Source organism: Variovorax sp. WDL1 (assembly GCF_001541225.1).
Lineage (GTDB): Bacteria > Pseudomonadota > Gammaproteobacteria > Burkholderiales > Burkholderiaceae_C > Variovorax.
This window is the reverse complement of sequence record NZ_LMTS01000110.1, coordinates 59,895-74,538: the sequence shown is the minus strand read 5'-3', so window position 1 is coordinate 74,538 and position 14,644 is coordinate 59,895. Positions and strand designations below refer to the sequence as shown.

The 14,644-nt window shown below is 68.9% G+C and carries 16 protein-coding genes; 13 read left to right on the top strand and 3 right to left on the bottom strand.

Going from position 1 to position 14,644, the window contains the following annotated elements; genetic code table 11:
- The first annotated feature begins 133 nt into the window (after window positions 1-133).
- The 5 genes from cheD (at window position 134) to APY03_RS15630 (ending at window position 3,241) form a co-directional block, all read left to right on the top strand.
- Complete coding sequence (gene cheD, locus APY03_RS15650; RefSeq protein ID WP_068678107.1) at window positions 134-745, top strand: chemoreceptor glutamine deamidase CheD; 612 nt, start codon at window positions 134-136, stop codon at window positions 743-745.
- Window positions 742-1,818: a protein-glutamate methylesterase/protein-glutamine glutaminase gene (locus APY03_RS15645; RefSeq protein WP_068678106.1), complete on the top strand. Its 1,077-nt coding sequence runs from the start codon at window positions 742-744 to the stop codon at window positions 1,816-1,818. The genes cheD and APY03_RS15645 overlap by 4 nt, the downstream gene beginning before the upstream one ends.
- Window positions 1,819-1,857: 39 nt before the next feature.
- The gene (gene cheY / locus APY03_RS15640; RefSeq protein WP_068678105.1) at window positions 1,858-2,256 is read left to right on the top strand and encodes a chemotaxis response regulator CheY; all 399 of its coding nucleotides are present in this window, start codon (window positions 1,858-1,860) and stop codon (window positions 2,254-2,256) included.
- A gap of 1 nt (window position 2,257) precedes the next feature.
- Window positions 2,258-2,896 carry a protein phosphatase CheZ gene (gene cheZ, locus APY03_RS15635; protein WP_068678104.1) on the top strand — a complete coding sequence of 213 codons (639 nt, stop codon included), beginning with the start codon at window positions 2,258-2,260 and terminating at the stop codon, window positions 2,894-2,896.
- Between the two features lie 168 nt (window positions 2,897-3,064).
- Window positions 3,065-3,241 carry a hypothetical protein gene (locus tag APY03_RS15630; protein WP_180988677.1) on the top strand — a complete coding sequence of 59 codons (177 nt, stop codon included), beginning with the start codon at window positions 3,065-3,067 and terminating at the stop codon, window positions 3,239-3,241.
- Window positions 3,242-3,272: 31 nt separating this feature from the next.
- On the opposite strand, the gene APY03_RS15625 is transcribed toward APY03_RS15630, so the two are convergent.
- Together APY03_RS15625 and APY03_RS40230 are read right to left on the bottom strand one after the other, a co-directional pair.
- A complete protein-coding gene (locus tag APY03_RS15625; protein WP_068678114.1) occupies window positions 3,273-3,644 on the bottom strand; it encodes a type II toxin-antitoxin system VapC family toxin in 372 nt (123 codons plus the stop codon).
- Window positions 3,631-3,840 (bottom strand): type II toxin-antitoxin system VapB family antitoxin, encoded by a 210-nt coding sequence (locus APY03_RS40230; protein WP_083944382.1) that lies wholly within the window; start codon window positions 3,838-3,840, stop codon window positions 3,631-3,633. Before APY03_RS40230 ends, APY03_RS15625 begins: the two co-directional genes overlap by 14 nt.
- Window positions 3,841-4,032: 192 nt before the next feature.
- Here APY03_RS40230 and flhB point away from each other — a divergent pair, with 192 nt between their 5' ends.
- Genes flhB through APY03_RS15600 form a run of 5 tightly spaced genes read left to right on the top strand, consistent with a single transcriptional unit; the run spans window position 4,033 to window position 11,412 of the window.
- The gene (flhB, locus tag APY03_RS15620) at window positions 4,033-5,175 is read left to right on the top strand and encodes a flagellar biosynthesis protein FlhB (protein WP_068678102.1); all 1,143 of its coding nucleotides are present in this window, start codon (window positions 4,033-4,035) and stop codon (window positions 5,173-5,175) included.
- Window positions 5,172-7,268, top strand: a complete 2,097-nt coding sequence (gene flhA, locus APY03_RS15615) for a flagellar biosynthesis protein FlhA (RefSeq protein ID WP_068678101.1) — start codon at window positions 5,172-5,174, stop codon at window positions 7,266-7,268. Before flhB ends, flhA begins: the two co-directional genes overlap by 4 nt.
- Window positions 7,265-9,805 carry a flagellar biosynthesis protein FlhF gene (gene flhF / locus APY03_RS15610; RefSeq protein ID WP_068678100.1) on the top strand — a complete coding sequence of 847 codons (2,541 nt, stop codon included), beginning with the start codon at window positions 7,265-7,267 and terminating at the stop codon, window positions 9,803-9,805. The genes flhA and flhF overlap by 4 nt, the downstream gene beginning before the upstream one ends.
- Entirely contained in the window at window positions 9,802-10,638 is an 837-nt protein-coding gene (locus tag APY03_RS15605; RefSeq protein WP_180988663.1) for a MinD/ParA family ATP-binding protein, read from the top strand. The genes flhF and APY03_RS15605 overlap by 4 nt, the downstream gene beginning before the upstream one ends.
- 33 nt (window positions 10,639-10,671) lie before the next feature.
- Window positions 10,672-11,412, top strand: a complete 741-nt coding sequence (locus APY03_RS15600; protein WP_068678098.1) for an RNA polymerase sigma factor FliA — start codon at window positions 10,672-10,674, stop codon at window positions 11,410-11,412.
- A gap of 40 nt (window positions 11,413-11,452) precedes the next feature.
- Here APY03_RS15600 and APY03_RS15595 read toward each other — a convergent pair whose 3' ends face one another.
- Window positions 11,453-11,641 carry a hypothetical protein gene (locus APY03_RS15595; protein ID WP_068678097.1) on the bottom strand — a complete coding sequence of 63 codons (189 nt, stop codon included), beginning with the start codon at window positions 11,639-11,641 and terminating at the stop codon, window positions 11,453-11,455.
- Window positions 11,642-11,792: 151 nt separating this feature from the next.
- Here APY03_RS15595 and APY03_RS15590 point away from each other — a divergent pair, with 151 nt between their 5' ends.
- The 3 genes from APY03_RS15590 to APY03_RS15580 all read left to right on the top strand — a co-directional run bounded on the left by APY03_RS15590 (window position 11,793) and on the right by APY03_RS15580 (window position 14,500).
- On the top strand, window positions 11,793-12,968 hold the full coding sequence (locus APY03_RS15590; protein ID WP_083944381.1) for a DUF3182 family protein: 1,176 nt from the start codon (window positions 11,793-11,795) through the stop codon (window positions 12,966-12,968).
- A gap of 161 nt (window positions 12,969-13,129) precedes the next feature.
- Window positions 13,130-13,930: an alpha/beta hydrolase family protein gene (locus APY03_RS15585; protein WP_068678096.1), complete on the top strand. Its 801-nt coding sequence runs from the start codon at window positions 13,130-13,132 to the stop codon at window positions 13,928-13,930.
- A 129-nt stretch (window positions 13,931-14,059) separates the two neighbouring features.
- Window positions 14,060-14,500 (top strand): FHA domain-containing protein, encoded by a 441-nt coding sequence (locus APY03_RS15580; RefSeq protein ID WP_068678095.1) that lies wholly within the window; start codon window positions 14,060-14,062, stop codon window positions 14,498-14,500.
- Window positions 14,501-14,644: the final 144 nt, after the last annotated feature.

The following is a 14,644-nucleotide window of genomic DNA, read 5'->3' as shown; positions in this document are numbered from 1 at the left end:
AGAAAGTGACTCGCCCGCCGGGGCGAAATCCCGGCTCCGGCCTCAGACAAGCCGCAACGTACCAACAGACCCCAAGTCACCCCCACCCTCCCCCGAAGGGCGAGGGAGCCAGAACCAGACAAGAGGCTTCCTCATGACCGCCTCCGCCCCAGGCTCCATCGCCAGCCACCACTACTTCGACCGCGACTTCGACCGCATGGCCGTCAAGCTGCTGCCCTCCGAGTACTACGTCACCGCCGCCGACACCGTGATGACCACCGTGCTGGGTTCCTGCGTGGCCGCCTGCCTGGTCGACTGCGACGCCGGCGTCGCGGGCATGAACCACTTCATGCTGCCGGAGGACGCCGAGCCGGGCACCCGGGGCCAGGCCGAGTCGATGCGCTACGGCGCCTACGCGATGGACGTGCTGATCCGCGAGCTGCTGCGCGCCGGTGCGCGGCGCGACCGCCTGCAGGCCAAGGTTTTCGGCGGCGCAGCGGTGCTCGCCAACATGACCACGCTGAACATCGGCGACCGCAACGCCGACTTCGTGCTGCGCTACCTGGAGGCGGAGCGCATCACCGTCGCGGCGCAGGACCTGCGCGGCCCGCACGCGCGCCGCGTTTGCCTGCTGCCGCACAGCGGCAAGGCGGTGGTGCGAAAGCTGCGCGCGCAGGTCGACGTGCAGTCCGTGCAGCGCGAAGAAGGCGAGTTGCTGCGCAAGCTCGCCGCCGCCAACAAACGCCATGGGAGCTGCCTGTCGTGAAGAAGATCAAGGTGCTGTGCGTCGACGATTCGGCGCTGATCCGCAGCGTGATGACGGAGCTCATCAACAGCCAGAGCGACATGACGGTGGTCGGCACCGCCGCCGATCCGCTGGTGGCGCGCGACCTCATCAAGCAGACCAACCCGGACGTGCTGACGCTGGATGTCGAGATGCCGCGCATGGACGGCCTCGAGTTCCTCGAGAAGCTGATGCGCCTGCGGCCGATGCCGGTGGTGATGGTGTCGTCGCTGACCGAGCGCGGGTCCGAGATCGCGCTGCGGGCCCTGGAGCTGGGCGCGATCGACTTCGTCACCAAGCCGCGGCTGGGCGTGCGCGACGGGCTGATCCAGTACACCGAGCACATCGCCGGCAAGATCCGCGCCGCCGCGCAGGCGCGGCTGCTGCCGAGCCGCCAGGCGGCGGCGCGGCCGGCCGCCGAGAGCGCCCAGGAGCCGCTGCTGCAGAGGCCGCTGCTGTCGACCGAGAAGCTGATCATCATCGGTGCCTCCACCGGCGGCACCGAAGCCATCCGCGAGGTGCTGCAGCCGCTGCCGCCCGACGCGCCGGCGGTGCTGATCGCACAGCACATGCCGCCCGGTTTCACCCGCTCCTTCGCGCAGCGCCTCGACGGGCTGTGCCGCATCCATGTGAAGGAGGCCGAGCAGGGCGAACGCGTGCTGCCGGGCTACGCCTACATCGCACCCGGCGGCTGGCACCTCGCCCTGGGCCGCAGCGGCGCCAACTACGTGGCCCAGCTCGACCAGGAGCCGCCGGTGAACAGGCACCGGCCATCGATCGACGTGTTGTTCGATTCGGCGGCCCGGCATGCGGGCAAGAACGCGATCGGGATGATCCTCACCGGCATGGGCCGCGACGGCGCCGAGGGCCTGCTGCGCATGCGGCAGGCGGGCGCCCACACCCTGGCGCAGGACGAGGCGAGCTGCGTCGTCTACGGCATGCCGCGCGAGGCCGTGCTGATCGGCGCGGCGGACGAGGTATCGCCCCTGAACGAGATGACCCGCCGCGTGCTCGCGCACCTGCGCACCTTCGGCGAACGCACCAACCGCGTGTGACGCCTGGCTTGTATCTGAACCATTGAAGCTGGAGAAATCGTGATCGACAAGAGCATCAAGATCCTGGTCGTGGATGACTTCCCGACCATGCGCCGCATCGTGCGCAACCTGTTGAAGGAACTCGACTTCCTCAACGTCGACGAGGCCGAGGACGGTGCCGCCGGCATCGAGAAGCTGCGCGGGGGCGACTTCGGCTTCGTGGTGTCGGACTGGAACATGCCCAACATGGACGGGCTGGCCATGCTGAAGGCCATCCGCGCCGACCCGGAGCTGGCCAAGCTGCCGGTGCTGATGGTTACGGCCGAGGCGAAGAAGGAGAACATCATCGCCGCGGCGCAGGCTGGCGCCAACGGCTATGTGGTCAAGCCCTTCACCGCTGCCACGCTCGAGGAAAAGCTGAACAAGATCTTCGAGAAGCTGCAAAAAGAGGCGGCCTGAGATGAGCTCCAACACACAAGGCAACACGCATGACGAACTGCTGGGCCGCATCGGCCACCTGACGCGCCAGCTGCGCGAGGGCATGCGGGAGCTGGGCCTGGACAAGCAGGTCGAGCGCGCGGCACAGGCCATTCCCGATGCGCGCGACCGCCTCAACTACGTGGCCGCCATGACGGAGCGGGCGGCGCACCGCGCGCTCAACGCCATCGACGTCGCGCAGCCGATGCAGGAGGCGCTGTCCAGCGGCGCCAAGGACCTGAGCGGGCGCTGGGACCAGTGGTTCGCCAACCCGATCGAGCCGGACCAGGCGCGCGGGCTGGTGATGGACACGCGCGGCTACCTGCAGCAGGTGCCGGAGCGCGCCAGCGCCATCAACTCCCAGCTGATGGAGATCATGATGGCGCAGGACTTCCAGGATCTCACGGGCCAGGTCATCAAGAAGATGATGGAAGTGGTCAATGAGGTCGAGACGCAGCTGCTGCAGGTGCTGATCGACAACTCGCCGATGGAGAAGCGGCCCGAGATCGCGATCGGCCAGGCCAACAGCCTGCTCAACGGTCCGCAGATCAATGCCGCGAATCCGGAAGCCGTCACGGACCAGGCACAAGTGGATGATCTGCTGGAGAGCCTGGGGTTCTAGCCGGGCTGATGGTTCCAGGCGTCGCGAGGTGAAGCAGGGGGAACCAGCAACTCGGGATCGTCACTGAAGAGGGGATCAAACACGGCATCTGGTCGAATACAACGAGCGGTTCATCGCATGTCGCATGCCTCGACCTTCGATCGCGGGGGCGCGGCAATCTCGGAGATGATGATCAAGGCCTTCGCCCTTCATCGGCGCTATGCGCTCGCGTTCTCGCCGGCCTGGATGCCGCCGGATCATCCCCAGCCCGATCAACAGGCGCTGTCGGAGCCCGATCGTGACAAGTTCATCCTCGCCGCACGAGGCAACATCATCCTGAGCGCGATCGACGAGGGCAGGCTCTGAGGCCCGGCGCGGCGCCTCGGTCGCCCAGGCCTCAATGTGCAGGGAACCGGGCCAGATCCAGCCTGAGTGCGGCCTGGAGAAGGCGTCGATCGCGCGTCCAAAGCTTCGTACCTGCAGCGAGGCGAGTCGCGGCGAGCAGGTGAAGATCGACATAGCCGATCCCGATGCCGAACAGCCGCTCGTTGCCAAGAAACGCCATCACCTCGACGTGGCGCGCTACCGTGACCTCGGGCAAGGCTTGCAACGCGCCGACCGTCTCGTCCCGCCTGGTCAGGCTGCCCAGAGCAATTTCCGCGACGATGTACGGGTGCATGAGGACTTCACCTTCCTCCAGCAGCGATTGCAGTCCTGAATCGCCTCGGGCGAGGTGGTCTATCCACACCGACGTGTCAACGAGGATCATCTGCGACTTTCCCACGGCGTCGTGGCGCTGGGCGAAGGCCCGGCGCACTGCCTCCCAAGCGCGCCAGCCGACGCGCGGCTTCCCTCTGGACGAGCGCCTTGAGCGCTTGTTGAAGCAGCGCGGAGTTCTCCTGGATGCCCGTGAATGCTCGAGCTTGAGAGAGCAACTCGTCGTCCAGGGTCACGGTGGTGCGCATTGCATTCTCCTTGGGGGCATCGTGTCGGCATCAAATGATGCAGCATTTGATGCAAAGTATCGCACGGTGAGCGCGGCCTAACGCCCGAGTTGGAGGGCATTCCTGCCCCTCATCGAGGGATTGTCCAGCGCCCCCGAATCCAATAATCAGCCACGACTCGGCGATGTTCGCCGATGCTCTCCCGGAGCATGAATGGCTGAAGAAAGCGATCTCGAAAAAACAGAACCGGCCTCGCCGCGGCGCCTCGAGAAGGCGCGCGAAGAAGGCAACGTGGCCCGCTCTCGCGAGCTGGTCACCTTCGTTCTGCTGGCCACTGCGGTCGCCGGCCTGTGGGCACTGTCCGGGCCGCTGGGCCGGCACTTCCAGGCATCGTTCAGCCACGGCCTGCGCTTCGAGCGTGCGGCGGCCTTCGACACCTCCTTCATGCTGACGCAGGCGGGGCTGCTCACGATGCAGGCGTTGCTCGCGACGGCGCCGTTGATGGGCATGCTCGTGCTGGCCGCACTGGTGGCGCCGCTGATGCTCGGCGGCTGGCTGTTCTCGACGCAGGCGCTGGGCCCCAAGTTCGACAAGCTCGATCCCATCGCGGGCATCAAGCGCCTGTTCTCTTCCCAGTCGCTGGCCGAGCTGTTCAAGGCACTGGCCAAGTCGCTGCTGATCGGCGGCGTGGCCTGGCTGGTGATCATGGACGGCATGGACGAGGTCAACGCGCTGATGGCCCAGTCCGAGCGCGCCGCGCTGCCGCAGATGGTGCTGCTGGTGGCACGCAACTGCGCGCTCATCACCGCCGCGCTGCTGCTGATCGCGCTGGTGGACGTGCCCTGGCAGCTGTGGAGCTACTACCGCAAGCTGCGCATGTCGCGCGAGGACCTGCGCCAGGAGCACAAGGAGAGCGAGGGCGACCCGCACATCAAGGCGCAGATCCGCCGCCAGCAGCAGCAGATGGCCAGGCGCCGCATGATGTCCGAGGTGCCCAAGGCCGACATCGTGGTCACCAATCCGACGCACTTCGCGGTCGCCCTCAGGTACGTCGACGGCGACATGCGCGCGCCGCGCGTGGTGGCCAAGGGCACGGACCGCGTGGCCGAGCGCATCCGCGAGATCGCCCGGGAGAACAAGGTCGCGATCCTCGAGGCGCCGCCGCTCACGCGCGCGCTCTACAAGAACACCCGCCTGGGCGACGAGATCCCCGCCGGCCTCTACACCGCGGTGGCCGAGGTGCTGGCCTGGGTGTACCGGCTCAAGCGCTGGCAGGCCGAGGGCGGCGAGGCGCCGCGCACGCCGGGCGATCTGCCCATTCCCCAGGACCTTGAATACAACGTGCAGGCTGCATGAACGCGTTAGCCACTTTCCTGCGGCTGCCGCCGCAGAGCCTCTCCGGCGCGCACATGAAGGGCCTGGCCGGGCCCATCCTCATCATCATGATCCTGAGCATGATGGTGCTGCCGCTGCCGCCCTTCCTGCTGGACCTGCTGTTCACCTTCAACATCGCGATGTCGGTGATGGTGCTGCTGGTGAGCATGTACACCATGAAGGCGCTGGACTTCGCAGCCTTCCCGGCGGTGCTGCTGTTCTCCACGCTGCTGCGCCTGTCGCTCAACGTGGCCTCCACCCGCGTGGTGCTGATGCACGGCCACACCGGCCCCGACGCGGCGGGCAAGGTGATCGAGGCCTTCGGCCACTTCCTGGTAGGCGGCAACTTCGCTGTCGGCGTGATGGTCTTCATCATCCTGGTGCTGATCAACTTCATGGTCATCACCAAGGGCGCGGGTCGCATCGCCGAGGTCGGCGCGCGCTTCATGCTCGACGCCATGCCCGGCAAGCAGATGGCGATCGACGCCGACCTCAATGCGGGGTTGATCGGCGAGGACGTGGCGCGCAAGCGGCGCACCGAGGTCGCGCAGGAAGCCGACTTCTACGGTTCCATGGACGGTGCCAGCAAGTTCGTGCGCGGCGACGCCATCGCGGGCCTGCTGATCATGGTCATCAGCATCATCGGCGGGCTGGTGGTGGGCGTGGTACAGCACGGGTTGGACTTCTCGACCGCCGGCAAGACCTATACGCTGCTGGCCATCGGCGACGGCCTGGTGGCGCAGATCCCGGCTCTGGTGATCTCGACCGCGGCCGGCGTGATCGTCTCGCGCGTGACCACCGACGAGGACGTGGGGCGCCAGCTCACCGGGCAGCTCTTCTCCAACCCGCAGGTGCTGTTCCTCACCGCCGCGATCATCGGGGTGATGGGCATGATCCCGGGCATGCCGAACCTGGCCTTCCTGCTGATCGCGGGGGGGCTGGCCTGGTTCGGGCGCCGCCTGCTGCTGCGCGCGCCGCAGAAGGCGGCCGAGCAGGCGGCTGCCGCCAAGGCCGCAGCCACCGCGCCGGCGACCGAGGCGGCCGAGGCCACCTGGGACGACGTGGCCCTGGTCGACCCGCTGGGCATGGAGGTCGGTTACCGGCTGATCCCGCTGGTGGACCAGTCGCAGCAGGGCGAGCTGCTGGGCCGCATCAAGAGCATCCGCAAGAAGATCGCGCAGGAGCTGGGCTTCCTGGTGCCGGTGGTGCATATCCGCGACAACCTCGAGATCCAGCCCAACAGCTACATCATCCGCCTCAAGGGCGTGGAGATCGGGCGCGGCGAGGCGTATCCGAACCAGTGGATGGCGATCAATCCCGGCCAGGTCACGGGCACGCTGCCCGGCACGCCGACGCAGGACCCGGCCTTCGGCCTGCCCGCGGTGTGGATCGACGCCGGCCAGCGCCAGCAGGCGCAGGTCTTCGGCTACACGGTGGTCGATGCCTGCACGGTGATGGCGACGCATCTCAACCACCTGATCCAGACCCACGCCGCCGAGCTGCTGGGCCGCCAGGAGGTGCAGCAGCTGCTGGACCAGGTCGGCAAGACCGCGCCCAAGCTGACCGAGGACCTGGTGCCCAAGGTGCTTTCGCTGAGCACGCTGCACAAGGTGCTGCAGAACCTGCTCGAGGAGGAGGTGCCGATCCGCGACATGCGCACCATCCTCGACGTGATGGCCGAGCACGCGCCGACCGTCAAGGATGCCACCGAGCTGACCTCGCTCACGCGCCTGGCGCTGGGCCGCGCCATCGTGCAGCAGCTGTTCCCGGGCGATTCGGAGCTGCAGGTGCTCGGCCTCGACGCCGCCCTCGACGGCGTGCTGCAGCAGGCCATGACCAACAACAGCGGCATCGAGCCGGGCCTTGCCGACAACCTGCTCGCGCAGACCCAGGCGGCAATTGCGCGCCAGGAGCAGATGGGGCTGGTGCCGGTCCTGGTCGTGCAGCACTCGCTGCGCGTGCTGCTCTCCCGCTTCCTGCGGCGCAGCCTGCCGCAGCTCAAGGTGCTCTCGCATGCCGAGATCCCTGATTCGCGTCACATCAAGATCACCGCCACCATCGGAGGAAGAGTTTGAACATCATCACCGACGTGCGCAGCGCCGCACGCAAGTTCGTCGCCGCCACCAGCCGCGAGGCCCTGCGGCTGGCCCGCGAAGCCCTCGGCTCGGAGGCGATGGTGCTGACCAACCGCGTCGTCGCCGAGGGCGTCGAGATCGTCGCCATGGCACCGGAGGAAATGGAACAGGTGGCGGAGCACGCGACGACCGTGTCGACCGCTGCAGTGCCGGCACCGGCGCCGGCGCCTGCTGCCGTGCCCGTTGCCGCGGCCGCAGCCGCGGCCCCGTTGCCTGCGCCCATGGCAACCGCCGCAATGCCCGCGCCGATGCCGGTGCCCTCGATGCCGCAGATGCCCTTCGTGCCCTTCGCGCCTGCTCGGCCGGTGGTGCCCGTCACGCCCTTGCTGCAGCAGGCCCTGCCGGCTGCGCACGCCGTGCCCAGCGGGTCCGCCACCGAAGCACCGGCCACTGCCACGCCCCACGCCGACCCGGTGCTCAGCGAGCTGCACTCCATGCGCGGCATGATCGAGGAACAGCTCGCCACCGTCGTCTGGAACGACCGCCAGCGCCGCGACCCGATGCGCGGGCGCCTGCTGCGCACGCTGCTGGGCGCCGGCTTCAGTGCCCGCCTGGCCAAGGCCATGCTGGAGCACCTGCCGGCCAACCAGAGCTATGCCCAGGGCATGGCCTTCGTGCGCTCGGAGCTGGTCCGCACCGTGCCGGTGATGGAGAACGAGGATGCGCTGCTGGCCCAGGGCGGCGTCTACGCGCTGATGGGCCCCACCGGCGTCGGCAAGACCACCACCACCGCCAAGCTCGCGGCGCGCTGCGTGATGCGCTTCGGCGCCGACAAGCTGGCGCTGGTCACCACCGACAGCTACCGCATCGGCGCCTACGAGCAGCTGCGCATCTACGGCCAGATCCTCAACGTGCCGGTCTACGCGGTGAAGGATGCGACCGACCTGCAGCTGGTGCTCAACGACCTGCGCAACAAGCACATGGTCTTGATCGACACCGTGGGCATGAGCCAGCGCGACCGCGCCGTCTCGGAGCAGATCGCCATGCTCGGCAGCAGCCCGCGGCCGGTGAAGCGGCTCCTGCTGCTCAACGCCGCCAGCCACGGCGACACGCTCAACGAGGTCGTGCACGCCTACCGCCACGGCGCGAGCGGCAACGAACTCGCCGGCTGCATCTTCACCAAGGTGGACGAGGCCACGCACCCCGGTGCGCTGATCGACACCGTGATCCGCCACCGGCTGCCGGTGCACTACGTCTCCAGCGGCCAGAAGGTGCCGGAGAACCTGGCGCCGGCCGATCGTGCCGCGCTGGTCGACAGCGTGTTCCAGGCCAAGGCGCCGAGCGCGCTCTTCGTGCCCGGCGAGAGCGACCTGCAGGACAGGCCGGCCGCCGCCGAGGACGCCTCGGAAGTGGCGCAGGCGCAGGCCGAGACCGAGCGCCTGCGGCTGAAGTACCAGCAGCTGATCCATGCCATGGCCCATGACGCGCAGGAGGTGGCCTGGGCCGCCCAGGCGCTGGCCAGTGCCGACCTGGGCTTCGACGCGGCGCGCGAGCTGTGGCGCATGGCGGCCGACGAGAACGTGCTGCACAAGACCGTGCTGCAGTCGCTCAAGGCGCATGCATGGAGCGAGATCGCCACCGGCTGCGACCGCCACGTGCTGGCGCTCGGCGGGCAGCTCGGCCTCAAGTCGAACGAAGGCGGCGATGCCTACGGATGCGAAGGCAGCCTGCTGCTGTCGGACCGCGACGGCCGGCCGTTGGCCGCGCCCAACCAGTGGCTCTCCACCGCCGGTGCGGGCACGGCTGCCGCGGCGGCGCGCAGGGCCGGGCTGCGCCCGCTGCAGTGGGTGGCCCAGCAGGACTTCGGCAAGCCGGTGGTGCATGCGCTGCCGCGCCTGCCCGCCGTCGAATTCATGGGCGAGCTCCAGGCCCGCGGGCTGGCCTGGCTGGCGCGAGCGCCGGGCTCGACTGCCATCGTCGACGAGGTCGGCGGCCGCGGCACGCTGGCGCGGCTGGCACTTGCGTTCGGCGAGGCGCACCCGGTGCGTTTCAAGGGCGCGCCGGCGCTGCAGGCCGAGGCCCACGCCGAGGTGCTGCTGCGCGGCGAGCATGGGCTGCCTGCCCTGCGCTGCGTGGTGACGCGCGTGATGGAGCCCAGGAGCCGCAAGATCCTGGCGCAGGGCTACCTGCTGTCGAACATCGGCAGCGAGGTGGGTACGGCGCAGCTCGCCCAATGGCAGGCCTGGGCCGCGGAGGCCGAGCCCTGCTTCCGGCTGATCCGCCAGGGCCTGCAGCTGGTGGGCGGCATGGGCGAGCTGGGCGACCCGCACATGATGAAGCGCGTGCTGATCGCCGGCCAGGCCAGCACCACTGTGTGGCGCCTGCTGCACGCCGAAGGGGAATGGGCGGGCCGCACCCGGTCACTGTTGAGCCAGCTGACCGGCCGCCGCCTGCGGCCCGACCGCGCGCCCTCGGGCAATGTGCTCTACGAGGGCGTGGCCAAGATGTTCCTGCTGCTGGAGGCGCTGGGTTCGTGAGCAGATTGGTCATGGACCAGGCCGACGGGCTGCGCCGCCTGCTGGCGCAGACGCGCACCCGTGTGTTCGCCTTCGCGAGCATGGGGCGCGGGCTGGGCGTCACCACCGTCGCGATGAACCTGGGCGCTGCCCTGGCGTACCAGGGCAGGGAGGTGCTGCTGCTGGACGAGCATGGCACGCAGGCGGGCACCGTCGCGGCGGCCTGGTCCGTCGATCCGCTGGGCACGCTGGCCGATGTGGCCAACCGCCGCCTCACCCTGCAGGGTGCGGCTGCGCGCGCGCCCTGCGGCGTCTACGTGCTGCCGGCCGTGCCGCGCACGCCGGCGGGAAGTCCTGACCCACGCACGCTGTGGGACGGCGACGTGATCCTGGTCGACGCCGCGCTGGACGGCGAGGGCCGTCTCTCCGCGCTCGCGCAGGCCGCCGATGAGCTGGTGCTGGTGATGCAGCCGCACGCGGCATCCATCACCGCCACCTACGCGGGCATCAAGCGGCTGCACTACGCGCATGCGCTGCGCCAGCTGCGCTTCCTGGTCAACGGCGTGGCCCAGCCCGGGGCGGCGCAGCAGGTGGCGCACAACCTGGCCCAGGCCGGCAGCCGCTACCTCGCGGTCTCGCTGCAGCCGGCCGGGTGGGTGCGTGCCGAGACGCACGCGGCAGATGCCGGGCGGCTGGGTCGCACCGTGGTCGAGGCCTATCCCGCCAGCCCGGCGGCGGAGGACTTCCGCCGCATCGCCGACGAGATGGGGCAATGGCCCTGGCGCCCGGGCGCAAGCCTCGCACCGCAACCTGTGCCCAGGGCGCAGGGCACGAACACCGCCGAGGCCTGCTGAGGCCGCGGCACCCGGAGAAGGAGAAGAACGACCGTGTACACCGCACAGGGAACCATTGAAAAGTCCCATCTGCTCAAGCAGCACCAGCCGATGGTGCGGCGCATGGCGCTGCAGATGCTGGCCAAGCTGCCTGCCAGCGTGGAGCTCGACGACCTCATCCAGGCCGGCATGATCGGCCTGCTCGATGCGTCGACGCGCTACCAGGACAACCGCGGCGCCCAGTTCGAGACCTTCGCCAGCCAGCGCATCCGCGGCGCCATGCTCGACGAGCTGCGCGCCAACGACTGGGGCTCGCGCGGCCTGCGCCAGTCGGCGCGCAAGGTCGAGGCCGCCATCCAGGCGCTGGAGCACCTGCTGGGCCGCGCGCCCACCGAGGGTGAGATCGCCAAGGAACTGAAGATGACCCTGGAGGCCTACCAGGGGCTGCTGCAGGAGATCCAGGGCTGCCAGCTGCTCTATGTCGAGGATTTCGCGCAGGACGGCGAGGGCGACAGTCCCTTCCTGGATCGCCATGCGAGCCAGGCGCGCGGCGAGCGTGGCGGCGCGGGCGACGACCCGCTGGCGCAGTTGATGGAGAGCGGCTTCCGCCACCAGCTGGTGGCCGCCATCGCCGAGCTCCCCGAGCGCGACCGGCTGCTGCTCAACCTCTACTACGAGGAGGAGCTCAACCTGCGCGAGATCGGCGCCATCCTCGAGGTCAGCCAGTCGCGCGTGTGCCAGCTGCACAGCCAGGCCATCGGCCGGCTGAGGGCGAAGCTCAAGGACCTGCTGTAGCGCTCGCCCGGCGCGCGGTCACATGCTGTGACCGATCTTGCTATTTGCCAGTGTGGCCTCCGCCCGCGGACCCTCGGCGCGCCTGCGACTGGTTGCTCGAGCCGACCTGGCTCTCCCGGTCGTTGCGGCTCTCGGGCGTGCGCTTGGGCTCGTTGCGCTGCGTGGCGGCCTGTTGACCGGCCTTGTTGTGCTCGGTCTGGCCCTTGCGGTCATTCTGCGAGTTCGACATGGAGACTCCTTGCCAGTGGGTGGACATGCGTCCATCTAGCGCCGGCCGCTGCGTGCTTTCACCCTGCCGTTGCCGGGTGGGCGTGTAGGAAAACGCCGCCAGCAGTGCGGCAATGGTTGATCTCCGCCGTTCAATCGCACAGCATGGTCCCATGGACACACCCATCTTCAGCGCGCTGCCCGGCGGAGGCCAGACACTCGCCGGTGAAGGGGCCGAGCTCGCCGAGCTCGGCCTCGAAGGGACCGTGGTCGCGCTGACGGCGGACCACCATGCATACGCCAGCGAGCACGAGCGCGCGACCCGCGCGCAGATCGCCTGGCGGCTGGCCCGGCTCAAGAAGTCTCGCTTCGAGGGCGAGTACGACAGCGCGCGCACCTATCCAGCGCCGGTGTACTTCGTGCCCAGCGATACGCTGGTGGGTGATGCGCTGCCCAGTGCGCTCGGCATCGAGGGCCATCACGCCCTGTTCGGCGGCGTGGTGCCTCATCCCTTCGTGCTTACCAAGGCGCTCGTGCACCCGCTGATCGATCCGGCCGCCGCGGCCCCGCCGGGATGGAGCCATGGCTTCTCCGGCCAAGTCGCGCATGCGGTGCTGCGGGGCTTCTCGGTGTTTGCCCGCGAGGACGCGAGCCGAGCCGGCATGCGCCTGCTGGAACAGGGCGCCGTGCGCGTCAAGCCCGTGCGCGCGACCGGCGGCCGTGGGCAGCAGGTGGTGCGCGACCGGCAGGCACTGGAGGCATGCATCGAGGCCATGGATGCACCGGAAATCGCCGAGCACGGGCTGGTGCTCGAAGAGAACCTGGAGCAGCCCGTGACCTACAGCGTCGGCCAGGTGCACGTGGGCCGGGCCATTGCGAGCTACTACGGCTGGCAGCGCATGACGACGGACAACCACGGCCAGAAGGTCTACGGCGGCTCGGACCTCACGGTGGCGCGGGGCGACTTCGATGCACTGCTGGCGCTGAGCTTTCCCGAGGAGATCCGCCTCGCCGTGGAGCAGGCGCGCAGCCTGCACCGCGCGGTCGTCGCGGCATTCCCGGGCTTCTTCGCCTCGCGCATCAACTACGACGTGGCGCAGGGCGAGAGCAGCGCAGGGCGCTGGTGCTCCGGCGTGCTGGAGCAGTCCTGGCGCGTGGGCGGTGCAAGCGGCGCTGAAATAGCGGCGCTCGAGGTGTTCGAGGAGCAGCCGGAGCGCCGTGCGGTCAACGCCTCCTGCTTCGAGATCTACGGCGACGGCGTCGTGCCGCCGCCCAATGCGTGCGTGTACTTCAGCGGCGTGGATGCCAGTGTCGGCCCGATCACGAAGTACACCGTGGTCGAACCCTGACAAGCTGTGAACGAACCCGCCATGCCCGCTCCTCCTGCCCAGGCACGCCCACTCTTCGTTGCAAATGCTCGCCGTAGCGTGAGCTACGGCTGCGCTTTGCGCCTCGATTGGCCGCAGCTGGGCAGGCTGCTCGGGCACGCCGCATTCATTCACAGCTTGTGATGCCCACCCGACATGCACTGATCGACATCCCCGTAGACGGCGTGCACATCGCCGGCACGCTGGTTGCGCCGTCGACCATGGTGCCCGGCGTGCTGCTGGTGCACGGCTGGGACGGCAGTCAGCAGCAGGACATCGCATTGGCCCACGAACTCGCGGCCCTGGGTTGCATCTGCCTGACCTTCGACCTGCGCGGCCACGCCCGCCACGTCTCGCAGCGCGAGGCCGTCACCCGCGAGGACAACCTGCGCGACGTGCTTGCCGCCTATGACACGCTGGTCGGCCATCCCGCGGTGGACCCCCAGGCCGTCGCCGTTATCGGGAGCAGCTACGGCGGCTACCTCGCGGCCGTGCTGACCTCGCTGCGCCCGGTGCGCTGGCTGGGCCTGCGCGTGCCCGCCATCTACCGCGACGAGAACTGGGAACAGCCGAAGCGGCGGCTCAACGGCGACGACCTGACCCTGTACCGCCAGACCACCATCGAACCCGAGAAGAACCGCGCGCTGGCCGCCTGCGAAGACTTCTTCGGCGACGTGCTCATCGTCGAGTCGGAGAACGACACCATCGTGCCGCACCCGGTCATCGAGAACTACCTGGCCGCCTTCAGGTACGCGAGGTCCGTGACCCACCGCCTGATGGCCGGCGTCGACCACGCGATGTCGAAGAAGACCTGGCGGCAGGCCTACGTCCAGATCGTGGTCGCCTGGATGACCGAGAGGCGCTTGGCGGCCAAGGCCGAAGACAAGGAACGCCCGCCCCAGCAGGCGCAGCGCTACGAGACCTGGCCGAGCGCGAGCGCTTGAAAGCGTCGCGCGCAAGTCGCCGACAGGAGTGAGTATTTTTTAATACGCCTGTTTGCTGAACGCCCTTCAAGAAGCGCAGGACTGAGCCGAAAAGCACTCAGTTCCAATCAATCAGCGAGCATCAAAACCATGTCCAGACTCATCATCCTCGCCCGGCACGGCAGCGTGAGGCAAGTCAATATCGAGGGCCGGGTCACCACCATCGGACGGGACCCCGAGTGCGGCGTGCAGATCGACAGCCTGGGCGTGAGCCGGCGCCACGCCACCATCCACTGGAGCGGCGACCGCTTCGTGCTGACCGACCTGGAGAGCTTCAACGGCACCTTCGTCAACAGCGAGCGCATCTGGGAGCATGCGCTGCAAAACGGCGATGCGATCGCCATGGGCGAGTGCCAGCTGCGCTTTCTCTACAGCTCGAAGGCGCTGCCCAGCGCCGATGCGTTGCGGCTGGTGACGCGGGCGGACGACCTGCATGACTGGCAAGTTGCGCGGGAGCGCAGCGACTGGGCGGCATTCTTCCGGCGCAGCAGGACGAGCACCCGCGGCGCGGCAGTGGCGCACCGTCGTTGATTCGAGGGGAGGGCGGGAGCGAGCAGCTTCCGCTGGCGGGGGGGCTGGAACCGCGAAGCGTCGAGCGTTACCCAGGGGAACAACAACCTCAGAGATCGCAGGATGGCTGCATCGAGGCTCCAGCTTCTTCCTGGCCGATCGAGA